Consider the following 23466-nt stretch of genomic DNA (forward strand, 5'->3'; position numbering starts at 1 on the left):
CATTGATGATTACGGTAGAATCTGTTTCCAAAAGTTTTAAAAATCGTCCCGCAGTGGACGATATTTCCTTTGCTGCCCACGAAAAGGAAATTCTGGTATTGCTGGGAACAAGCGGCTGCGGAAAAACAACAACTTTAAAAATGATCAACCGGCTTATTGAATCAGATTCGGGAAGAATTTTAATCGATGGTAAAAATATCAAGGATCATAACGTTGAGCAACTGAGAATGGGAATCGGTTATGTCATGCAGAATTCAGGGCTTTTTCCCCATTATACGGTTGCAGAAAATATCGCCGTCGTTCCGAAACTTCAAAAATGGAACTCAAAGCAGATTAAAGACAGAACGGAGGAGCTTATTCAGAAATTACATTTATCCGGTGATGTTTTAAACAGATTTCCCCACGAATTAAGCGGCGGACAACAGCAACGTGTCGGAATAGCCAGAGCTTTAATCGCCAATACTCCGGTCTTACTGATGGACGAACCTTTCGGAGCATTGGATAATATGACGAAATCCGAGATTCATAATGAGTTTAAAACGTTGGACGAGCTTAAAAATAAAACCATCATTCTGGTAACCCACGATGTATCTGAAGCTTTCGAATTGGGACACAGAATATGTCTTATGGATAAAGGAAAAATAATACAGATCGGAACTCCGAAAGAAATGATTTACCGTCCTGCGAATGATTTCGTGAAAAATTTCTTTGCCAATAACCGTTTGACATTAGAATATCAAATCACTAAAATTTCAGATCTGCAGTTTAAAAATGTTTCAGAAAAAAGATTTGATGAAGATCAGAATATCTGGAATGTTTTGCAGGATCTCAGTACAAATTCCGGAGATGCTGAACTTTACAACACAATTACAGCTTCTTTTAATGAATACCGACAAAAACAGTTGACCTGATGCAGCAAAGTTTATGGCAGTTTCTTGTTGAGCAGCAACACAAGATCTATATTCAGGTGATCCAGCATTTGGGATTAACCTTTATAGCCCTGTTGTTGGCAATTGTTGTCGGTTTGCCGTTGGGAATTCTCATCAGCCGGAAAAAGAAATTAGCCACTCCGGTTTTAACGGTTGCCGGAATTTTACAAACGATTCCAAGCATTGCCTTGCTAGGTTTTATGATTCCCGTTTTCGGGATCGGGCCGCAACCCGCCATTGTCGCACTGTTAGTTTATGCTTTATTACCCATCATCCGAAATACGTACACAGGAATTTCGGGAGTAAATGAAAATATCATTGAAGCGGCAAAATCTTTGGGAATGACGAAAAGCCAATTACTTCTGAAAGTAGAATTACCTTTAGCAATGCCCGTTATTGTTGCCGGAATAAGAACTGCCGCAGTAATCAACGTTGGAGTCGCAACATTGGCTTCTTTTGTTGCAGCGGGAGGTTTGGGAGAATTTATCTTTGGCGGAATCTCCCTGAACAATTCAAATATGATTCTTGCAGGAGCAATTCCGGCCGCTTTACTGGCGGTTATTGTAGATCAGATGATTGCTTTTGTTCAGAAATCAGAATACCGTACAATCAGAAAAATGATATGGATTATTCCTTTACTGCTGATTGTTGCAGGAGGAATTTATTTTTGGAATAAAAACTCATCAACCCGATTAAAAGCAGGTTTTACCCCTGAATTTATGGGAAGAAAAGATGGAGATATCGGCTTGAAAAAGATTTATCAGCTGGATGTCAATCCTTCGGTTGTTAATGACGCTCTCATGTACAAAGCTTTGTATGAAGGCAAACTAGACCTTATCAGCGGATATTCTACCGATGGAAGAATAAAAGCATACGATCTTTTGGTTCTTGATGATGATAAAAAAATATTTCCGCCTTACTTCGCCGCTCCTATTGTTAAAGAAAAAACGTTGCAAAAATATCCTGATCTCGAAAAGACGCTCAACATTCTTTCAGGAAAAATCAATGATTCCGTGATGACCGAACTGAACTATCAGACAGATTATCTTCATCAGGTTCCTGAAAAAGTAGCAAAAGAATTTTTAATCAGGAATAATCTGTACAAAACACATCAAGAAGCAGGAAATCAAACCGTCCGAATCGGATCAAAAATTTTTGGAGAACAATATATTCTTGCCGAAATCTACCGAATGCTCATCGAAGGAAACACAAACTATAAAGTTGAAACCAAAACAGGATTAGGCGGAACAAAAATCTGTTTTGATGCCTTAATGAATGATGCTGTCGATTTTTATCCGGAATATACAGGTACCGGATTGCTGGTTCTGCTGACTCCGGATCATAAAACGATTGAAAATGTGACCAAAAGCCCTGATCTTACCTATCAGTTTGTACAAAATGAATTCATCAAAAAATACAAGATCCGTTGGCTGAAGCCGATTGGATTTAACAATGCGTATGCGCTCGTTATGCGAAGAAAACAGGCAAATAAGCTCAAAATAAAATCCATAACAGATTTAAAAAACATGGAGACCAGGAAATAATTTCTGCTGTACTAATTTTAACTACAAAAGATACAAAAGACTTTATTGGATTTATTTAAAGTATTTCAAAAATCTGCAAAGAGAAAAAATCTTTGATTTTTTTAAACTTATATGCTCTTTTTTCCATTAAGTATTAAACTTAAGAAACTAAAGTGTTTAAATCTTTTATGGTAAAAAAGTGTAAACAAATTTAATGATAAAGATTGTAAAACAAAACACAAAAGACATGACTGATGAAATACTGACTTTCAATACCTCAAATTTTCATGAGATGTGTGATTTTCTCGCGAATTGTGATCAGGATTTCAGATCAATTATCGAAAATCATGGTTATCCTCCGATGTGGAACCGAGAAAATACTTTTGAAACCCTCGTTCATATCATTCTGGAACAACAGGTTTCTCTCGCTTCAGCTTTAGCCGCATTACATAAACTGAAAGAAAAAATTACAGAAATCACTCCTGAAAACATTCTTAGTCTTACGGATGCCGAAATGAGAGAATGCTATGTAAGCCGACAGAAAAATACGTATATCAAAGGTATGGCAAATTCAATTCTGGAAAGAAAAATCAATCTTGAGAAATTTCAGGAAATGTCTGATGAAAAAATTCGGGAAACATTAATCAGGCTGAAAGGCATCGGAAACTGGACGATCGATATTTATCTTATGCTTGCTCTGCAACGAACCGATATTTTTCCTATCGGAGATCTTGCCGCCGTTAATGCTTTGAAAAAAATTAAACGGCTGCATCCGAAAATATCCAAAGAAGAAATCATAACAATCAGTGAAGAGTGGAAACCGCTCAGATCTGTTGCTACAATGATACTTTGGCACTATTACTTATCAGATTCAGCCAGTAAAAAATGATGGTTTTTTTATAAATTCAATTTTCATTTTGTCAGTTTACAGAATTGTTATATCTTTGCACCTAATGAATAACACAGTATTTATATCATTAGAATTACCGGGCGTAGACGCCCTTTACGATATTTATTTATTTTAAGCGAAGATATTTTCTTCGCTTTTTTTTTGTAAAAAATTTAAAGACAATATGTTTACGATCACAGAACTAAGCAACGAGAGAATCAACAGTATAGTAACAGAAGCATTGGCTTTTGCGAACGGGAAAACTGCCAAAATTGAAGGAGAAGTTTTCTGTTCCAATCTTTTCTTCGAAGACAGTACAAGAACGAAAACAAGTTTTGATATTGCTGAAAGAAAATTAGGATTGCAGGTCGTTCCTTTCGATGCATCTCACAGTTCGGTAAACAAAGGAGAGAGTCTTTATGATACGGTAAAAACCATCGAAAGTCTGGGCGTAAATCTTGTCGTAATCAGAGATAAGAAAGACCGGTATTTCGATGAACTGAAAAATATAAAAATTCCGGTGATCAACGGAGGTGACGGAACAGGAAACCATCCTTCACAATGTATGCTGGATTTAATGACGATCTATCAGGAATTCGGAAAATTTGAAGGATTAAAAGTAGGAATCGTTGGAGACGTAAAACACAGCAGAGTTGCCAACTCCAATGCAGAAGCATTAAGAAGGTTAGGCGCAAAAGTATATTTCTCAGGACCGGAACAGTGGTTTGATGAAGGAGCCTTAATCAACGGAACCTATCTGAATATTGATGAAATGATCCATGACGTAGATGTTCTGATGTTATTAAGAATCCAGCACGAAAGACATGATGCCAAAATGAGTTTCTCCGCTTCAGAATATCACAAAAAATATGGCTTAACCAAAGTAAGAGAAAAAGCCATGAAAAAAGAAGCCATCATCATGCATCCTGCACCCATCAACAGAGGAGTGGAAATTGATGACGATTTGGTAGAATGCGAACGCTCAAGAGTTTTCAAACAAATGCAGAACGGTGTTTTCGCAAGAATGGCAATCTTAAAAGAAGCCTTGGAAAAACAAGGATATACTTTTAAATAAGAACCAAGGTAAAAGAGCCAAGCTAAAAGTAAAAAGAATCAAGTAGTAAGCCGACCCGAAAGGGTCAAACAACAATAGCCGTGGGTAAAACCCATGGAAAAGAGAAAAAGATGAAAACCAAAGCCCTGAAAGGGCGATCTGTTAATAGCCATGGGTAAAACCCTTGGAAACAAAAAAGATAAAGATTATCCAAGCCTCGTAGAGGCGACCTGTTAATAAAAAAGAAAATCTAAATAAAGAAAATGAAGAAAAAGTTAATACTGGAGTCCGGTGAAGTGTTTCACGGAGAAGGTTTCGGAGCAGAATTGGAAACTGCTGGAGAAGTGGTTTTCAATACCGGAATGACAGGGTATCAGGAATTGATCTCTGATCCGTCTTATTGCGGTCAGATTGTTTGCATGACCTATCCGCTTATCGGAAACTATGGAATTAATAGAGATGACTATGAGAGTATTGAACCGGCAATTAAAGGACTTATCGTAAAAGAACTTTGTGATCTGCCATCCAATTTCCGTACTCAGATTACTTTAGATGAATTATTTAAAAAGAAAAACCTTTCAGGAATTTCAGGAATCGATACCAGAAGACTGACAAGAATTCTTCGTAACCACGGAGTGGTGAAAGGAAAAATCGTAAACGCTGATGCCGATGAAAGCAAAGTAGTTTCAGAATTAAGATCAACCAGCTTCCCAACCAATCAGGTGGAGCAGGTTTCCACAAAAACACCTTATGCAAATCCGGGAAGAGGACTTAAAGTGGTGCTTGTAGATTTTGGTTCCAAATTAGGAATTATCAGAGAATTATCTCAAAGAAACTGCGATATCACAGTCGTTTCTCAGGATGTAACTGCAGAAGAAATTTTACTGATGAATCCGGACGGAGTAATGTTATCCAACGGTCCCGGTGATCCTGAAGATAATCAACAGGCTTTAAAGATGATCAGAGGAATTTTAGGAAAAGTTCCGATTTTCGGAATCTGTTTAGGACACCAGTTAATTGGTTTGGCTTGTGGCGCAAAAACCTTCAAATTAAAATTCGGACACAGAGGTGGAAACCATCCGGTTTTAGATTTAGAGAAAAACAAAGTGGCGATCACTTCCCAGAATCACGGTTACGCAGTAGATCAGGAAAGTTTAAAAAATACAGACTTAATAGAAACACACATCGCACTGAACGACAGAACAAACGAAGGTCTGAAACACAAAATTCACCCTTGTTTCTCCGTTCAATATCACCCTGAAGCAAGCCCGGGTCCTGAAGATGCAAATTATTTGTTCGATGAATTTATCCAGTTAATGGAAGATTTTAAAAATAAATAAAACATTTAGTTTATCATTCTGAGTGAAGCGAAAGTGGAATGAAGAATCTCAATAATTAAAAAAGATTCCTGAGAATGACAATGTGTAAAAATTAAATCTAAATAAACATTGCTAAAAGTCTAACTTCTGGCAACTCAATCTAAAAAGAAAAATGGCAAAACGTACAGACATAAAAACAATTTTAGTAATCGGTTCAGGTCCCATCATTATCGGTCAGGCGGCGGAATTTGATTACGCAGGAACGCAGGCTTGCTTATCTTTAAAAGAAGAAGGCTACAAAGTAATTTTGATTAATTCAAACCCTGCAACCATTATGACGGATGTTGAAATCGCAGATAAAGTATACATCGAGCCGATTTCACTTCAGTTTGTAAGTCACATCATCAGAAAAGAACGTCCCGATGCGCTTTTACCAACGCTTGGAGGACAAACCGGACTGAATATGGCGGTAGAATTGGAAAAATCAGGAATTTTGGAAGAATGCAAAGTTGAGGTGTTGGGAACAAAACTTTCAGCCATCAACAGAGCGGAAGACAGAGATCTTTTCCGTGAACTGATGAGAGAACTGAACGAACCCGTTCCGGAATCTGACATCGTAAACACGGTAGAAGGAGCATTAAATTTTGCCGACAGAATCGGGTATCCTGTTATTGTTCGTCCGGCTTTCACCATGGGTGGAACAGGAGGAGGTATCGCTTCCAATGAAGTTGAATTAAAAGAAATTGCTGAACTGGGATTGAAACACAGTCCCGTAACACAATGTCTGATTGAAAAATCAATCGCAGGTTTCAAAGAAATAGAATACGAAGTAATGCGTGATGCAAACGACAACGCCATTGTGGTTTGTAACATGGAAAATATAGATCCGGTTGGAGTTCACACAGGAGATTCAATCGTTGTGGCGCCTTCTCAGACGCTTTCAGACAGAGAATACCAGTTGTTGAGAAATGCTTCACTGAAAATCATCAGAGCATTAGGAATCGAAGGAGGATGTAACGTACAGTTGGCTTTAGATCCGCATTCATTCGATTACTACATCATCGAAGTAAACCCGAGAGTTTCAAGATCATCCGCTTTAGCTTCAAAAGCAACAGGTTACCCGATTGCAAAAATCGCTGCGAAAATTGCGGTAGGTTTAACGCTGGACGAAATCATGAACCCGGTGACAGGGAAAACATACGCTTGTTTCGAGCCGGCTTTGGACTATGTGGTAACGAAATTCCCAAGATTCCCTTTCGATAAATTCGAAACAGCGGACAGAAGATTATCCACCCAGATGAAAGCTACGGGTGAAGTAATGGCAATCGGAAGAAATTTCGAAGAATCTTTACAGAAAGCCATCCGTTCTCTGGAAACCGGGATTAAACATATCGGTTTAAAAACCAAGCAGACAGCAGCTTTAACGGCTGAAGAAATTGAAAGAAGAATCAGAGTTTGTGATGACGAAAGATTATTCATCATCGGAGATGCTTTAAGAAGAGGGTACGACTGGGAACAGATCGTAGAATGGAGCAAAATCGATAAATTCTTCATCTGGAAAATCAAAAAACTGATTGATTTCGAAAAGACAATCGCAGAAAATAAATTCAGCAAAGAAATTTTACTGGAAGCTAAAAAATTAGGTTTTGCAGATATAAATATTGCGGTTCTGTGGAACGTGACGGAGCGTGAAGTGTTCAATTTCAGAAAAGAAAACGGAGTAATGCCGGTGTACAAAATGGTAGATACCTGCGCGGCGGAATTCGAATCTGAAACCCCTTATTTCTACGGAACGTACGAAGAAGAAAACGAATCTGTAGTTTCAGACAAAGAAAAAATCATCGTTCTTGGTTCAGGGCCTATCAGAATCGGACAGGGTGTTGAGTTTGATTACGCAACGGTGCACTCAGTTTGGGCCATCAAAGAAATGGGTTACGAAGCGATTATCATCAACAATAATCCGGAAACAGTTTCTACAGACTTCTCGATTTCAGATAAACTATATTTTGAGCCTTTAACGGAAGAAGATGTAATGAACATCATCGAATTGGAAAAACCAAAAGGAGTGGTTGTACAGTTCGGAGGACAGACAGCCATCAACTTAGCAGATAAATTAGCCGCTCACGGAGTTCAGATTCTGGGAACTTCTCTGGAAGATCTGGATAGAGCAGAAAACAGAGATAAATTCGAAAAAGCGCTTCAGGAAATGCAGATTCCGCAGCCTTTAGGAAAAACATCGGTTTCAAAAGAAGAAGCGATAAAAATTGCCAACGAGATCGGTTATCCGGTATTGGTTCGTCCGAGCTACGTTTTAGGAGGAAGAGCCATGGAAATCGTGTACACGGAAACAGAACTGGCGCACTACATGGAAAATGCAGTGGAAGCAAGTCCTGAACACCCTGTTTTGGTCGACAAATACATGGTTGGAAAAGAAGTGGAAATCGATGCGATCTGCGATGGTGAAACGGTAATCATTCCAGGAATTATGGAGCATATCGAAAGAGCGGGAGTTCACTCCGGAGACTCAATTGCAGTGTATCCTCCACAGAATATTTCACAAAGCGAAATCGAAACTTTGGTTGATTACACAAAAAGGTTAGCGAAAGGATTAAATGTGATCGGATTAATGAACATCCAGTATGTTCTTTTCGAAGGAAACGTTTATGTGATCGAGGTGAACCCACGTTCTTCAAGAACCGTTCCTTTCTTATCTAAAATTACGGATGTTCCGATGGCAAATCTGGCTACAAAAGCAATTTTAGGACAGAAACTGAAAGATTTAGGCTACGAAAGCGGATTGGTTCCCAATAAAGAAGGGGTTTTCGTAAAAGTTCCTGTATTCTCTTTCTCAAAATTAACAAAAGTAGATATCTCTCTTGGCCCTGAAATGAAGTCTACAGGAGAAGTAATGGGGAAAGATACAACTCTGGAGAAAGCATTATACAAAGGATTGGTTGCGGCTGGAAGAAAAGTTCCGATGCACGGCTCAATTTTGTTCACCGTTGCAGATAAACACAAGCAGGAAGCGGCTGATCTGGCAGCAAGATTCCACGAAGTTGGTTTCAGAATCTGGGCAACGGAAGGAACGGCAAAATTCTTTGAAGAAAAGGGAATTCCATGCAAAATCGGTTATAAAATCGGGGAGGAGAGTATCAACCTGATCGACCTGATCCAGAAAGGAAAAGTGCAGTACGTTGTGAACACGATGACGAAAGGGAAACAATCGGAAAGAGACGGTTTCCAGATCAGAAGAATGAGTGTGGAAAACGGTGTACCTTGTTTAACATCCATGGATACAGTAGAAGCCATCCTGAAAGTTATCGAAAGCATGAGTTTCAAAATGGAGACAATGTAGTTTTCGGAAATATTAATGATTTACCATAAATCAAACCTCACAGGTTTTTAAAACCTGTGAGGTTTAAATTATCCTTTACAAATAGTAGCCGATTCAATACCAATTAAAAAATTATTTATAAAGAACTAATCCGTTTCGCGTAATTATATTAATAATCATAACTCTATTTTCTGAAAATCTAAAAAGGAAATTATAATTTCCATCCGTAGCTATTGTTTCAAGATAATTTTCTCCAGCTTTGTTTTTCGAATTTTGTGTTTTTGATATTATTGTATAGGTTTCTTTTTCATCTTCTAATTTGTTTATTGTTATTTTTTTCGAAGTATAATCATAAATGACTGTCGCTTTTGTAGGTTTGATTTCACTCATATCATTGTTTTTTACAATTGAAAAAAGTGTATAGTTTCTTACAAATTTATTCTGTGAGAATACAGAGAAAAAACACAATAAAAATAATATTGTAAATATTTTTAATTTCATATTATAATTTATTAGAGGCTCTGTATTGAATTTTTTTTATCTTGAATCTTCCTATTTTCCTTTTCTTTTTCTCTCTTGATATTATCTTGTTTAGCAATTTCATTTGTTATTTCATTGATAATATTTTTGTAGTCAATATCTTGAATGGATACAAAAGAACTTGTAGATAAGTTCTTTTTTTCGGAATCTGGAAATAGATAATTTATATCTTCAGGCTTAATGGACAAATAATAACTAAGATTTTCATTATGCCACTCTAAATCTACTGATGTAAGCTCTCCATTATTTTGTGTTTCATTATATGATTTATCTATTTCATTTAGATTTTTATTAAAATCACCATTCATTTTCTGAGGTTGCTTCCCCCATATGAAATATTGGAAAGAATCTGGTTTACCAAATGCTGATGTAAATATTTCTATAAAGCTGTTATATTTTATTCCGCGCGAAAATTTCTTAGATTGATATTCAGCAGAACTAATTTGCCAACTTTCTTGTTGGTGAATTTCTATCTCTTTTAAGATATTATCTATAAATATTAAATTCACAAACATAATATTACCGCGACCAGATTTAATATCTAATGATTTAGGAATATATTGAACCTCTTTGAAGTTGTGATTTTTGATATTTTTATCAGTTATAATTTTAGATTCATCATCAATTATAAAATCTTTAAAATTACTATTGATTTTTAATCCTTTAAAACCATTAAAATTTTTGAGATTTTCCTTGTTTTCAAGTTTTAGTCCATTCGTATTTATTTTTTGACTTAATAGAGAGGCAAAAGAATTTTGTGTAATTTTCTGATCCGCCTTTATTGTATCACTATTGTTGTCACTTATTATATTTTGTGATTTTTTTTCATTACATGAGTTTAGTAATAAAATTGAAATAATTAATATGTATTTTTTCACGGTATTTAATTTTTCAAATATAATTTATAATTCTTAAACTTTTTTATTGCTTTTCCGTAAAAAAAGCGAGTAACTTTTCCATGCTTTAGTAATACAGGCTCGGCAAAGCCTTGACACATAAAACAGGAAAGCCCTCGCCATATAAGGCAAGGAGCTCAAATGTTTGCATTTTGTGTCTTTGTGAATTTTGCCGATTCGTATTACAAAAGCAAAAGTTTAAACTCTTCTTTTTTTCGTTGATGTTTTGCAAAAATACGATTTTTTGCGATCATCATATAATTTTTGTAATCCTCATTTTATACGATAAATTTTTAGTATTAAAATTGGAGAATTTTAGATTTGTTAGATAATTGTAATTTCAAAGTTAAGTATGGTTTATAATACCTTAATACATAATTTTACCTACACGTTCACCACTTCAAAATCCCCTGAAGAAGTCTTCAGTACTTTAATCAATCCCCGAAACTGGTGGATTGGTCTGCATCATGAAATCATTACCAGAAAATCTGAAAACAGGAATGATGAATTTATTTTTGATGCCGGAAATGGAGTTCATCACACCGTTCAACGACTTATAGAAGTAAGTCCTTACGAGAAAATTGTTTGGGAAGTGATCGAAAGTAAACTCACATTTGTAAACAAAATGGACGAATGGACCGGAACAAAAATTTGTTTTGAGATTTTCAAAGAAGCCGATAAAACAAAAGTTGTTTTCACGCACGAAGGCTTGATCCCGCAATTTGAATGTTTTGGCGGCTGTTCCGGTGCATGGTCGCAGTATATGGAAAAGTTGGAGAAAGAGCTTAATCAATAAATTTAAGATTGTGAAAAAATATTTTTTACCAGCTCTATTTGTTATTTTTGCTTTGATCTCTAATCTGTATTTCGGACAAAACCGGATTCCGAATTCATCATCTGTTATCAAAGAAAATCTGGATTATCCATTTGGAACTTTAGTAAAATTAAAAGTAGAAATCGTAGACGGAACAGATCTTAAATTGAAAGCTATGGAAGGACGTTATCTCATTAAGATTAAAGAAGTTAATGATATTCCTGCCGATAAACCCTTTATAATGGAGTTTGTGGACGATTCCGGCGAATTTCCAACGGAACATTTTAGTTTGTATAAAAAACTTTATAAAATAGAAGCTGAACATGACTTTTCTTTAGATGATATAAAGAAAATGCAGAAATATTACGTAGGGAGAACTTTCATTGTTTTGGCTTATGAAACAGGAAAATTCGTGGGAACTCCAAATGAAAGTGATTATGTGCGTAAAAAAGTAAATTTACCACGTTTAATGAGACAGGATGTGAGTTTTCAATTTAAAAATTATTTGGTGATTGATTCTAAATTGAAAGATTAATTCATTTTATAATAAGTTTTCTTAAAATATTTACTCGGTTTAATATAAACCTTCTTTCTTTCCGCATCAAAAATCCAGTTGAACCTCCTCAGTAAATCTGCTCCTAAATAGCTGGATTTCTGAATTTTAAGTTCTCCTGGGAAAAATCCTGCCGAAACATCCTTTAAAACAAAATTTCCCACTTTCAGAACAGGCAAAATTCCGTTTTTGGTGATAACGCTTTGTCCGGATGAGTTCTTCAATGTTTTTTCGCCGGTTACTTTTAGCTTTTTGTCGAGTTCTTTGCCATCTGCAAATTCATTGCTGTAAAGAATCCCGCCGGAATATCCGGATTGAAGGAGAAAATAGGCTTCTACATTTTGCTTTTCAATAACACTGGTTGCAGGAATAAAAAGCTGTTCATTTTTTAAAAGTAATGGAACTGACTGATAGCCATTTAAATCCGGCATTTTATCATACACTACAAATCTGCTGTTATCATAATCGATCTTAAAAATTTTTCCTTTAAAAATTCCGGTTCCGATTTTTCCGTCTGCTTCATGACCGGTAAGTTCATTATCGAAAAATCTAATATTTTCATATTTCTTTTTGCCGATTTTTATCGTATTTCCGTTGCTTATTTCATCTTTAAAAATAATATGATCTGCATTTCTTTTCCGGTCCGGAGAAATGGACGCATCTTCCATAGCAATCTGAAACATCAGATCCAGAGAATCTTTGTCATTTACTAAAGTTTTAACAATGATGTTGTTATGCTTTGTAATTCTGAACGGAATGATTTCCTGAGCCTGAATGGTTGATAAAAAAGATAATAATAAAAGCGATGAAATCATTTTGAACATCTGATTCTAATTTTACATAAAAATAAAATTAGTTTTTATTTGAGCCAAAAGAATTGTGGGGAAAAGAAATTTTATATCTTTAAAACCTGAAAATTAATAACTCTGAAACCAAATGACGAAACATCAGCAAAGAGTAGCCGAAGTCTATCATTTTTTCGATAATAAAGATACTGTTTTAGGATTTAGAAAATTACTGGACTGTGCGATGGATACTCAGAATATGGAGATCTACAAAGAAGCTGTCGCATTAACGGACTGGAAAGAACAGTTTCCTTCCTACACGGAGGAACTCATCGAAAAATCAAAAAATCTTCTTCAGAAAATAGAAAAAATTCCGGTGAAAGAACAATCACTGGAAAAATCTGTACTGAGAGCGAGAAATATTTTAAAATCCTACGGTAGCAACCGCTTTTCGCTCGGTCCTGTTTCTGTGGAAATGAATAAAGGACAGGTTTACGGTTTGGTAGGCGAAAACGGTAACGGAAAAACAACTTTACTCAGAATTCTGGCAAAAGAAATTTCCCACAATGAAGGAGAGCTGAATTATTCTTTCAATGAAGAACCCAAAAATGAATACGATCTCCGTACAAAACTTGTTTACATTCCGCAGAGAACTGCAAAATGGTACGGAAGTTTAAAGGACAACCTGAAATTTGTATTGGCAAATTACGGCGTGAAACCGGAAGAAAACGAAACACGAACTTTAATGATGATCGCCCGTCTCGGACTTTGGAATTACAAACATCTGAAGTGGAGCGAACTTTCTTCCGGCTACAAAATGCGTTTTGAATTAGCCAGAACACTGCTAAGAAAACCGGAAATTTTATTACTGGATGAACCTCTTGCCAATCTGGATGTTTTGGCGCAGCAGGTTATTCTGGAAGATTTAAAATCGATTGCAAATTCGGTTAACAATCCTATTGCATTGATTTTGAGTTCACAGCAGCTTTACGAAGTAGAGAAAATATCAGACAAAGTCATATTCCTGAAAAACGGACAGTACAAAGACAATTCTGAACTGGTGAATGAAGAAAACGACGGACTGATTATCGAAATTGATACCACAAATTCCAGAGAAGATTTATTAAAAGCATTTGAAGGTTTCCCTCTTGAAAAACTGAATTTCAACGGAGGAGTGTATGTTGCTCATTTTTCAACAGATACAGAGTTCCATACCGTGATGTCCGCGCTCGGAAATGCCAGAATGAATGTGGTGTATATCCGTAATATTTCTTCCTCAACCAGAAGATTTTTCGTAAGCTAATTTTCTCAAATTCAACAAAAAATGCAAAAAATAAATCAATTCAATCAATATCTGCTCGAAAAATATCCGACAGTCTGGAACACCAGAATTGTATGGATGCTTTTGGCGAGTGCAGTTCTTCATGTTTTCTTTTTTATCGTAGGCTATATTTCTCACGCAGATCCTGTCTCTTTACAGAAAATAAATGTAAAAGATGATTATTTCCGTGAAGGGATGATTTTTATCCACCTCATTATTTCCGTTCTCATGATGGTGGGATGGCTGATTATGATGTTTAAAAATAACGCATTCAAAAACTTTTATCCTTCTTCAAAAGGGAAATTGTTCCTGCAGTTTGTTCAGTACTTCATTATTATTTTTGCAGGTACTACTTTTTATTTTTCTTATATGACGGGTTTTAAATTGTTTATCAAAAACAAATATCCCGATCAGGAAATGACTGAAAATATTAATGTTATTAATAAAGCCAATGCTTTTCTTTCTCAGGATCTTGAGCATTATACTTTGGATAACAGAACTTTTCCAAAGTTTTACGATCTGTATTGCGAGACCGACATCAATAAAATAGACCGGAATCAGAAATATTTTGTTTACTATAACAGGGTTTATCAGTTCTATAACTTATATTCAAAAACCGTTTATAAAAAAGATAAATACGGAGATTTCCTTTTCCCATCAGGTGAAACCGAAAAGAATCTGGCGTATGAAGAAAATAAAAAAGGTTCTGCAACCTACTATTTCAAAAAAGATGTAGTGGATATGTCACCTTACATCAATACCACGGATTTAACGTATTATAATTTTTCTGATGTATTTTATAGTGATGATTATTCAGGAAAGGATTATTTGAGGATGCAATATTCCGGTGAAGAACCTTATGACGGATATAATCAGACGATTAAAGACTCTTATAAAAAGAAGAGATTCGAAATCAACAGATTTACAACGAATCTGCTGAATAAAAAAAATCCTGCTGAAATTGAAAAGCTGCTGAAAAATTTTCTTGATATTTCGAAGAAATTCGGAATCAAGAATAACTTAGATTCAAAAAGCTGGGTGAAAATGATCTATCATCCCAATGATTTCAACGTAAGATATTTTATTAAAAAATACAAACCTCTTCCGGATGAAGAATATGATGTAAATAATGCGCCAATGGATGAAGACGGAAATTATGTATACACTAAAACTGTTACAGATTCTGCGGCTGCAGTGGTTGACGGTGAAGTGGTAAATGATTCCGTTCAGATCAGAGACTTTAATCCGGATATTGATACCCAGCTTTCTCCGGCAGAATATTTTAAGAATAACACCACAGATTACTACTATTATTCAGACAATCTTCAGAATCTTCTGAATAATGTGGATCTTATAAAATCTACGGATTTCTTTTCAGAAAATATTCATATTTATATCTGGATCGCATTTTTCCTTGCTACCATTATTTTCAGCTTCAGAATAACAGGGCTTAAATCTCTTCTTTTCAGCGTGATCAGTGCAGGCGTTTTATTTTTGGCAGTTGTTCTGGTAACAGTGTTATTTTCTGCTTCGAGCGGAAGAAACGGAATTGAATTTTTTGTTTCCTATTTTGTTTTTTTCATAGGTCTGGCTATTTTACTCCTTCCGATTGTGATGATGAAAAGCCTTAAAAAACTAATCGCTTCAATCCTTATCAATATCTCTTTGAATGGTTTTGTACTTTTTGTATTGCTGATCTTTTTTATCATTAATATCCATCAGGAAGAAAGCTGTGAACAGATTAATATCATGTCTTATGACTGTCCGACAATTATCAAAACATTAGGATTCAATCTCAGCTATATTATTTTAGCCTGCGGATTCATCTTTATGTATCTGTATACTTCCGTTCTGCATAAATGGAAAGCAATGCCGAATTAAATTTTTAAATAAGATTAAACCTCATATATAATTTTATGAGGTTTTTGTTTTAAATAATATTAAATAAATTCCTAGTTTTGCGCATTAATAACTATCATGAAAAAATATTTACTTGGAATTTTTTTTATTTATCTTTTGTCTTGTGGAAATTCTGATAATCTTGAAAATGAAAATGTAAATCTACAGAATACAAAAATTCAGACATTAACCATTCAGGATGAAGAGATCGACAATGGAAATGCTACTTTATATGAAAAGCTAGATTTTAAATTTGAATATGCTCAGAATAAACTAATTAAGGTTTGGGATATTCATAATAATTATACGGAGAACCTTTCTTACACTAATAATTTAATTACTAATATAAACATTAGTGGATATTCTTATCCGCAATTATCTAATCATCTGTTTTTTAAAGTGAAAAGAAATTTATTTTATGACAATAACCAAAGAATCATAAAATCTGAAGCTGTAGAAAGTCCTAATAATTATAGATATACAACTTTTGAATATCCTTCTGCAAACATTATTGTTGCAAAAAATTATCTTCAAAATTCTTTTGATGGTAGTATAACATGGTCACAAAAATCGATTATTTACTTAAGTAATGGCAATGTAGAAAAAGTAGAAATATGGTCGAATACAATTCCTTCTATACAAAGTAGTGTTACAAAATATGAATATGATCAAAAAATAAACCCTAATCATTCAGTTGATATAAACAGAATTTTAGCACTACCGGAATACTCATTTAATGTTTTTGAACTTCAGGATTACTCACAGATTTCAAATAATAATGTTATAAAGAAAATGAAGTATACCGTAAATAATACTGTTGAATCATTATCTGAAACAGTAAATGTTCATTATAATTATCAAAGTAATAATCTTCCTGCAACAATTTATTTACAATATAATTATTCCGGAAATACGGGACTAAAAGTTTCAGCGATCTACGGATATTAATAGAAAATTGAAACTACCTTATTATAAACAAATTTTAATTATAAAAATAATAGCAATGAGACTATATTATAACATGAAACAAAAATTGTTATAATTGAGAAGGCTATTCTTTTTTGATTTCGTAATTTTAGGCAAAATTTAAAAAAGTGAAAAAGTTATTATTTGCGATTTGTATATCAGCTTCAGTTTTCAGTTTTGCGCAGGATTATTCTGTACCGGCAGCAAGTCCGCGCCAGAAAGTAGAGCAGCAGTTTTCAATGTCTAAAATCACGATCGATTACGGAAGACCGGGTGTGAAAGGACGTAAAATTTTCGGAGAACTTGTTCCTTATGGACAGGTTTGGAGAGCGGGAGCCAACTCATCTACTAAAATTACCTTCGGACAGTCTGTAAATTTCGGCGGAAAAATTGTTCCTGCCGGAACATACGGATTATTCATCGTTCCTACAGAAAAAGAATGGAAAGTGATCTTGAACAAAGATTTCCAGCAATGGGGAGCTTATACATATGATGCAAAACAGGACGTTGTAGACGTTACCGTTCCGGTTAATAAATTAGCAGATAAGCAGGAATGGTTCGAAATTACATTAAATCCGACAGGCGAAAATTCGGCAAATCTTGTGCTGAAGTGGGATATGTCTCAGGCGGAAGTGGGTTTAAAACCTTCAAGTCCGGAAGCTGTAAATAAAATTGCAGATAAGCTGAAGGAAATCAAAAAGATAGAATCTGACGCAGCAAAAACAAAAGGCTAAACATGAACTTTTCTATTCAGACTGTTTTAGAAAACGAAAAATATCAGTTAATCCCCTTGCAACAAGGGGATTTTGAGTCTTTATACGAAGTGGCTTCCGATCCGAAAGTCTGGGAGCAGCATCCCAATAAAGACCGCTACAAAAGAGAAGTTTTCGAAAATTTTTTCAGAGGAGCAATAGAAAGCAAAGGCGCCTTTAAAATTATTGAGAAAGAAACAGGAGCCGTTTTAGGAAGCAGCCGTTTTTATGATTATGATGAAGAGACAAACCGTATTTTTATCGGCTACACATTTTACGGAACAAAATCGTGGGGAAAAGGAATCAATCCGCAGATTAAAAAATTAATGCTCGATTACATTTTTCAGTTTGTAGATACCGTTCATTTTCATATCGGAAAAGAAAATTACCGGTCCCAGATTGCTTTGGAAAGACTGGGCGGGAAGAAAATCGCAGAGCAGGAAGTCGCGTATTTCGGAGAACCGACCAGAACTAACTTTGTATACGAAATTAAAAAGGAGAACCATTTTTAAAGCTTGTTTAAGCTAATTTCAGAATAAACCGCAAAAGGAACAAAAGATAATGTTAAAATGAATTTCCATAATAATCAAAGCGCTCAAAAGAATAAAAATCAAAGATTTTTAAAAACTATTGTGAGCTTTTTCATTTATAATGATCAACTTTAAATAAAAGTTAGTTCATCTTTTGCTCCTTTTGCGGTTAAATAAAACTTTAGGCAGACTTTTAGTTTAAATTAAAACCTTTGTTAACTTTTACAAGTGAAACGGCTTTGTGAAACTTAAAAGCGATAATTAGTAAAAAACTTTTTTTACTTAGTGTTCAAAAAATAAAAAAATAAATAATATGAAGAAATATAAAATTCAGCAATCGCCATTCGTTGTTCCTACCACAGACGGAAAACTCATTGAAGAACACTGGGGAAACTCCACAGGAAATTCCAATATTTCCATTGCACACATGGTTGCACCGCCCAACTGGAGCGAACCGCATCAGACTCCCGAATTTGATGAATTCACCTTAATTATTTCAGGAAAAAAACAATTTGAAATTGACGGCGAAATTGTTGTCTTAGAAAAAGGACAAAGTATTTTAATTGAAAAAGGTGCAAGAGTTCGGTACAGCAACCCATTTTCCGAAGAATGTGAATACGTTGCCATCTGTCTTCCGGCTTTTTCTATGGATCTTGTAAACAGGGAAGAATAAAGTATGGCGCTGCAAATTTGTCATAAATGTAAAGAAAATTCCTTTACGTGGTTTATCAACGGAAAGTCTCATCTAACCGTTTGGAGCTGTTTCAATTGTGATTATGAAGCAAAGGAAAACGAAAGTGAGGAATGCATCTGCGAAAACTGTGGAAAGAAAACAAAAACAAAGCTTAAAGATAAAGAAACCGAATATTTCTGGTGTTCTGACTGCAATACTACAAGCGAACTATAAAGAAAACGACCTCTAAAATTGGAGGTCGTTTTTTATGAGGATTATAACTATTTCAGTAGCTCTTTCAAAAACATCAGCATGTGATTCCACGCTCTTTTTGCCATCACTTCATTATAATCCGGCGATTTCGGATCGGTAAAAGTATGCTTGGAATGTGCATACGTGATGATTTGCCAGTCCGCATTTCCATCATTCATTTCCTTCACCAGATTATTGTAATCTTCCGGACTTACCCCTCTGTCATCGGCAGGATTTTCCACCAAAATTTTTGTCGAGATCGGTCCGTTTTTTCTCGCCTGATCCTTTCCGATACTTCCGTGGATAGAAACAACGCCCACCACAGGAAGATTTCCCCTCGCTGATTCCAAAGCTCCCGTTCCTCCGAAACAATAGCCGATAACCGCAATTTTTTCAGGAATTGCTCCGTTTTTTTTCAATTGTTCCAGTGCAAGCGAAATCCTTTTCTGGTACGCTTCGTAATTTTTCTTGTAATATCCCGAATTTTTCGCAGCCGTATCCATATTCGTAGGAATGTTCCCCTCTCCATAAATATCTGCAATAAAAGCAACGTAGCCTTGTTTTTCAAGTTCGGCAGCCGCTGTTTTCGCTTCATCATCAATTCCTTTCCACGCAGGAAGAATCAGAACTCCCGGAAGTTTCTTTCCCGCATTGGAAGTAACCAGTCCGTTAAGTTTCTGCGCGCCGTCCTGATAAGCGACAGGTTTCAGATTCTGACTAAAAAAAGTCACCGAAGTCATTAAAAACGAAGACAATAAAAGTGAACGTATCATATTTTGTAATTTAAATTTTTTTTAGGAGCTGTTTCCCGCTTTCGCTACTCGCTTTTTCTGTATTTCGGCGGTGGCGAAGCCACCGCCGAAATACAGAAAAGAGCTCAGACACGCCGCTCAATCGGGGCTAAATATTGGTCTGATTTATCAATACTGCAACAATACCATCAATAGTTCTGCCAAATTCAGCCAATCCTTATTAAGATTTAATCAATAAAAATTTTGAACTTCAGTTATTTATCCCAAAAGTTAAGATTTTCCTGTCCGAATCCTTTCATATTGACCAACCATCGTATTTTTAATTATTTAAAATAAATCCAGAGTTTAAATTACTAAAAATAACTCAGAACCAATAAAAATATAATATCATTTAATTTTTCAAAACCAATTTAACCTCAATCAATCTCAGCCTCAGTCTCAATCTCACTTTCACTCCGGCTTATAAAACTGATACTGCTCATTCTCATAATACGCATGAATATGCTGCAAACCATTCGTCAGAACAATCTCTTTCGCTCCGATCACAGAATTGTATCTTGCGGTTTGCTCAAAAGTTTTCTCCGTTAATTTAATTTGGGGAGCTTTGCATTCAATTAAAATTTTAGGCTGTGCTTTTTCAGTAATTAAAAGATCAACCCTCTTCGTTAAACCGTTTAAAACAATCTTTTTTTCCGTAATTAATGCAGAAGCAGAGTAGGACTGTACTGTAAGATAATAATGGATCCAGTGTTGCCGTACCCACTCTTCAGGAGTCAGCAAAAGGTAAGTTTTACGAACCAAATCATAAATAAAAAACTTATCTTTGTCTTTCTTGAATTTAAAATCAAAAGTTTCCTGAAAATTCAGTTTTGGAAGTTCCATTTATAAGATGAAAGAATTAGATTTAATCCTCAAAAATATTAAAAATAAAGAAGTTTTACCGATTTATTTTTTTCACGGAGAAGAACCCTATTTTATAGATCTTGCTGTAAAAGCTCTCGAACACGACTTTCTGACGGAAGATGAAAAAGCATTCAACCAAACCGTAGTCTATGGCAAAGATACCACTTATCAGGAAGTTCTTTCTTTGGCAAGACAGTTTCCCATGATGGGCGACAAACAGGTAATCATTGTAAAAGAAGCGCAGGATTTAAGACTCGCTGAAAGCGAAAGCAATGCTTTGGAAATGTACGTTCAGAATCCTGTTCCGTCTACTGTTCTGGTTTTTGCGCACAAACACAAAAAATTAGACAGCCGAAAGAAAGTAACCAAATCTTTAGAAAAAGCGAAAGCATTGTTTTTAAGCGAATCAATCCGCGAAAACAACCTTCCCAAATGGATTGCAGACGAATGTGCCGCACTAAAAATAAAAACAGCTCCCAATATCTCACATCTTTTAGCAGAATATTTAGGAAACGACCTTTCAAGAATTGCCAATGAGCTGAATAAACTGAAAATTATCCTGAAAGAAGGTGAAATTTTAGACGGAACCATCATCGAAAACCACATCGGAATCAGCAAAGAATACAACGTTTTTGAATTACAGAAAGCTTTAGGAACAAAAAATGCCAACGCAGCATTTAAAATTGCACATTTTATGGGCAAAAACCCTAAAAACAATCCTTTCGTGATGATGTTGGCAAGTTTATACAATTACTTTTCCAATGTCATTATTTATAATACAATGATCGGTCAGCCGCCTCAGACAATTGCCGCACAAATGGGCGTAAATCCTTATTTTATAAAAGATTATGCAGAATCGGCAAGATTATATCCTTTGAAACATGCAACCAGAGTCATTTCAATTTTAAGAGAATTCGACATGAAAGGGAAAGGATTGGGTGCAGTCAATATGAGCGAAGCAGAACTGATTAAAGAATTGGTTTACAAAATTATAAATGTCGATAAAATTAAGATGAAAGTATGATTTTGATAATTGTTGTTGACTGATTGACCTTAATTTTACCATCAACGGACAACCAATGTCTAACATCTACTATCGAAATTCAACATATTAGATATTGACAACTATCATTAAAATAACTTTAAATAAACAGTAAAAATTCCGAAATTAGCACTCGGAAATTTTAAATTTTTTTGAAAAGCAGAATATGGAGCAAAACATTTTAGATTGTGTGATCGTTGGATCTGGACCTTCTGGTTTCACAGCGGCAATTTATGCAGCAAGAGCAGACTTAAAACCTGAACTGTACACAGGTCTGGAGCCGGGCGGACAATTGACTACAACTACTGAAGTCGACAACTTTCCAGGATATCCGAACGGAATTACAGGTCCTGAAATGATGATGGATTTGCAGAAGCAGGCTGAAAGATTCGAAACAAAAGTACATTATGAAATGATTACTAAAGTTGAATTTTCAAAAGAAGTAGGAGGAGTTCATAAACTGTACGCAGGAAATAAAGAAATTTTTGCCAGAACTGTGATCATTTCTACCGGTGCTACTGCAAAATATTTAGGTCTTGATGACGAAAAAAAATACAACGGAGGAGGAGTTTCCGCGTGTGCAACGTGTGACGGATTTTTCTACAGAGGAAAAGATGTTGTGGTAGTTGGAGCCGGAGATACCGCAGCGGAAGAAGCAACTTATCTTGCAAAGCTGGTGAACAAAGTAACCATGTTGGTAAGAAAAGATGAATTCAGAGCTTCCAAAGCAATGGTTCACAGAGTGAATAATACGCCCAATATTGAAGTGAAATTCCACCACGAGTTAATTGGAATTGAAGGAGAAAATAACCTTGTAGAAAGAGCGGTGGTCATCAATAATCAGACTCAGGAAAAATCTACAATCGATGTTCATGGAATCTTTATTGCTATAGGTCACAAACCGAATACAGATATTTTCGTGGGACAGATTGATCTGGATGAAAACGGATATATTGTAACAGAAAAAGGTTCTTCAAGAACAAATCTTCCGGGAGTTTTTGCAGCGGGAGATGTTCAGGATCACATCTACAGACAGGCGATTACAGCGGCGGGAAGCGGTTGTATGGCAGCAATGGATGCAGAGAAGTATCTTGCAGAATTGCATTAATCTTCAGATTAGATATTAAAATATGAAACGCATCTTTCGGGATGCGTTTTTTTTGTTAACAATACAGGCAAATATTTTTACACAGCCCTAATTGTAAGGTTTTTTAAAAATAATTCATCTGATTTTTAGTTCATTATTAATTTTTGTTAAAATTTATTTTAAAATATTTTGTCATAATTCAAAAACGTTCTATATTTGCACCACTGAAAACGACGATATAATCGGAGTTTCTGGAGAGTTGGCAGAGTGGTCGATTGCGGCAGTCTTGAAAACTGTTGACTGTAACAGGTCCGGGGGTTCGAATCCCTCACTCTCCGCCAGGTTAGAAACCAAAATAAGCTAAAACGCTGTAAACATCAATGTTTACAGCGTTTTTCGTTTTAGCGCAGTATCAAAAAAAATCAAAATAGGTCACGATTTATATGTCCTATTTCGGGATCAAGTGCAAAACTTGGGGGCTATGCAAAAAGTTTAGTCAACCTGAATAGGAAGAAAGTTCTGTCTTTTACCCCTCGAAGTTGTAGTCTGAAATTTTTTATTTTGGCATTGAAGGATTCCGCAGCGGCATTGGTGCTTCTTTGATGAAAATAGTTTAAAATATCCCTATAATGATTCATTATTGTTTTTCTTAA

The 23466-nt window shown here is 35.3% G+C and carries 23 protein-coding genes and 1 tRNA gene; 18 read left to right on the top strand and 6 right to left on the bottom strand.

What is annotated here, in order from left to right; translation table 11 throughout:
• Window positions 1–5 precede the first annotated feature (5 nt).
• The 6 genes from BW951_RS13350 (at window position 6) to carB (ending at window position 9069) form a co-directional block, all read left to right on the top strand.
• Window positions 6–911, top strand: coding sequence for an ABC transporter ATP-binding protein (locus BW951_RS13350; protein WP_076393620.1), 906 nt, complete (start codon window positions 6–8; stop codon window positions 909–911).
• The gene (locus tag BW951_RS13355) at window positions 911–2473 is read left to right on the top strand and encodes an ABC transporter permease/substrate-binding protein (RefSeq protein WP_076393622.1); all 1563 of its coding nucleotides are present in this window, start codon (window positions 911–913) and stop codon (window positions 2471–2473) included. The genes BW951_RS13350 and BW951_RS13355 overlap by 1 nt, the downstream gene beginning before the upstream one ends.
• A 193-nt stretch (window positions 2474–2666) precedes the next feature.
• Entirely contained in the window at window positions 2667–3341 is a 675-nt protein-coding gene (locus BW951_RS13360; protein ID WP_228427544.1) for a DNA-3-methyladenine glycosylase family protein, read from the top strand.
• A 184-nt stretch (window positions 3342–3525) separates the two neighbouring features.
• Window positions 3526–4416 (top strand): aspartate carbamoyltransferase catalytic subunit, encoded by an 891-nt coding sequence (locus tag BW951_RS13365; RefSeq protein ID WP_076393624.1) that lies wholly within the window; start codon window positions 3526–3528, stop codon window positions 4414–4416.
• 242 nt (window positions 4417–4658) lie between these two features.
• Window positions 4659–5735 (top strand): carbamoyl phosphate synthase small subunit, encoded by a 1077-nt coding sequence (locus BW951_RS13370; protein WP_076393626.1) that lies wholly within the window; start codon window positions 4659–4661, stop codon window positions 5733–5735.
• 151 nt (window positions 5736–5886) lie between these two features.
• Entirely contained in the window at window positions 5887–9069 is a 3183-nt protein-coding gene (gene carB, locus BW951_RS13375; protein ID WP_076393628.1) for a carbamoyl-phosphate synthase large subunit, read from the top strand.
• Window positions 9070–9180: 111 nt separating this feature from the next.
• Here carB and BW951_RS13380 read toward each other — a convergent pair whose 3' ends face one another.
• Entirely contained in the window at window positions 9181–9438 is a 258-nt protein-coding gene (locus tag BW951_RS13380; protein WP_139326158.1) for a hypothetical protein, read from the bottom strand.
• A 122-nt stretch (window positions 9439–9560) separates the two neighbouring features.
• On the bottom strand, window positions 9561–10466 hold the full coding sequence (locus BW951_RS13385) for a hypothetical protein (RefSeq protein ID WP_076393632.1): 906 nt from the start codon (window positions 10464–10466) through the stop codon (window positions 9561–9563).
• A gap of 370 nt (window positions 10467–10836) precedes the next feature.
• Here BW951_RS13385 and BW951_RS13390 point away from each other — a divergent pair, with 370 nt between their 5' ends.
• Together BW951_RS13390 and BW951_RS13395 are read left to right on the top strand one after the other, a co-directional pair.
• Complete coding sequence (locus BW951_RS13390; RefSeq protein WP_076393634.1) at window positions 10837–11280, top strand: SRPBCC family protein; 444 nt, start codon at window positions 10837–10839, stop codon at window positions 11278–11280.
• 10 nt (window positions 11281–11290) lie between these two features.
• Window positions 11291–11833 carry a hypothetical protein gene (locus tag BW951_RS13395; RefSeq protein WP_076393636.1) on the top strand — a complete coding sequence of 181 codons (543 nt, stop codon included), beginning with the start codon at window positions 11291–11293 and terminating at the stop codon, window positions 11831–11833.
• On the opposite strand, the gene BW951_RS13400 is transcribed toward BW951_RS13395, so the two are convergent.
• Complete coding sequence (locus BW951_RS13400) at window positions 11830–12675, bottom strand: hypothetical protein (protein ID WP_076393638.1); 846 nt, start codon at window positions 12673–12675, stop codon at window positions 11830–11832. The two genes, BW951_RS13395 and BW951_RS13400, sit on opposite strands and share 4 nt — an antisense overlap.
• A 112-nt stretch (window positions 12676–12787) precedes the next feature.
• Between BW951_RS13400 and BW951_RS13405 the strand changes: the two genes are divergently transcribed.
• From BW951_RS13405 to BW951_RS13435, 7 genes are all read left to right on the top strand, one after another.
• On the top strand, window positions 12788–13939 hold the full coding sequence (locus tag BW951_RS13405) for an ABC transporter ATP-binding protein (protein ID WP_076393640.1): 1152 nt from the start codon (window positions 12788–12790) through the stop codon (window positions 13937–13939).
• Between the two features lie 21 nt (window positions 13940–13960).
• A complete protein-coding gene (locus BW951_RS13410; RefSeq protein WP_076393642.1) occupies window positions 13961–15838 on the top strand; it encodes a hypothetical protein in 1878 nt (625 codons plus the stop codon).
• A gap of 96 nt (window positions 15839–15934) precedes the next feature.
• The gene (locus tag BW951_RS13415) at window positions 15935–16804 is read left to right on the top strand and encodes a hypothetical protein (RefSeq protein ID WP_076393644.1); all 870 of its coding nucleotides are present in this window, start codon (window positions 15935–15937) and stop codon (window positions 16802–16804) included.
• A gap of 146 nt (window positions 16805–16950) precedes the next feature.
• Window positions 16951–17556 carry a DUF2911 domain-containing protein gene (locus BW951_RS13420; protein WP_076393646.1) on the top strand — a complete coding sequence of 202 codons (606 nt, stop codon included), beginning with the start codon at window positions 16951–16953 and terminating at the stop codon, window positions 17554–17556.
• 2 nt (window positions 17557–17558) lie between these two features.
• Window positions 17559–18086 carry a GNAT family N-acetyltransferase gene (locus BW951_RS13425; RefSeq protein WP_076393648.1) on the top strand — a complete coding sequence of 176 codons (528 nt, stop codon included), beginning with the start codon at window positions 17559–17561 and terminating at the stop codon, window positions 18084–18086.
• Between the two features lie 331 nt (window positions 18087–18417).
• Window positions 18418–18777 (top strand): cupin domain-containing protein, encoded by a 360-nt coding sequence (locus BW951_RS13430; RefSeq protein WP_076393650.1) that lies wholly within the window; start codon window positions 18418–18420, stop codon window positions 18775–18777.
• Window positions 18778–18780: 3 nt separating this feature from the next.
• Window positions 18781–19011, top strand: coding sequence for a hypothetical protein (locus tag BW951_RS13435; protein ID WP_076393652.1), 231 nt, complete (start codon window positions 18781–18783; stop codon window positions 19009–19011).
• Window positions 19012–19058: 47 nt separating this feature from the next.
• On the opposite strand, the gene BW951_RS13440 is transcribed toward BW951_RS13435, so the two are convergent.
• Window positions 19059–19802: a dienelactone hydrolase family protein gene (locus tag BW951_RS13440; RefSeq protein WP_076393654.1), complete on the bottom strand. Its 744-nt coding sequence runs from the start codon at window positions 19800–19802 to the stop codon at window positions 19059–19061.
• Window positions 19803–20231: 429 nt separating this feature from the next.
• On the bottom strand, window positions 20232–20663 hold the full coding sequence (locus tag BW951_RS13445) for a type I restriction enzyme HsdR N-terminal domain-containing protein (RefSeq protein WP_076393656.1): 432 nt from the start codon (window positions 20661–20663) through the stop codon (window positions 20232–20234).
• A 7-nt stretch (window positions 20664–20670) separates the two neighbouring features.
• Here BW951_RS13445 and holA point away from each other — a divergent pair, with 7 nt between their 5' ends.
• The 3 genes from holA to BW951_RS13460 all read left to right on the top strand — a co-directional run bounded on the left by holA (window position 20671) and on the right by BW951_RS13460 (window position 23154).
• Window positions 20671–21708: a DNA polymerase III subunit delta gene (gene holA / locus BW951_RS13450; RefSeq protein WP_076393658.1), complete on the top strand. Its 1038-nt coding sequence runs from the start codon at window positions 20671–20673 to the stop codon at window positions 21706–21708.
• 184 nt (window positions 21709–21892) lie between these two features.
• Window positions 21893–22834 carry a thioredoxin-disulfide reductase gene (trxB, locus tag BW951_RS13455; protein ID WP_076393660.1) on the top strand — a complete coding sequence of 314 codons (942 nt, stop codon included), beginning with the start codon at window positions 21893–21895 and terminating at the stop codon, window positions 22832–22834.
• A 232-nt stretch (window positions 22835–23066) separates the two neighbouring features.
• Window positions 23067–23154 (top strand) — tRNA-Ser (locus tag BW951_RS13460).
• Between the two features lie 138 nt (window positions 23155–23292).
• Here the strand turns inward: BW951_RS13460 and BW951_RS13465 are convergent.
• A complete protein-coding gene (locus BW951_RS13465) occupies window positions 23293–23451 on the bottom strand; it encodes a transposase (RefSeq protein WP_477099924.1) in 159 nt (52 codons plus the stop codon).
• Window positions 23452–23466 lie beyond the last annotated feature (15 nt).

The sequence above is a fragment of the Chryseobacterium gambrini genome, from assembly GCF_900156825.1.
GTDB classification, from domain to species: domain Bacteria; phylum Bacteroidota; class Bacteroidia; order Flavobacteriales; family Weeksellaceae; genus Chryseobacterium; species Chryseobacterium gambrini.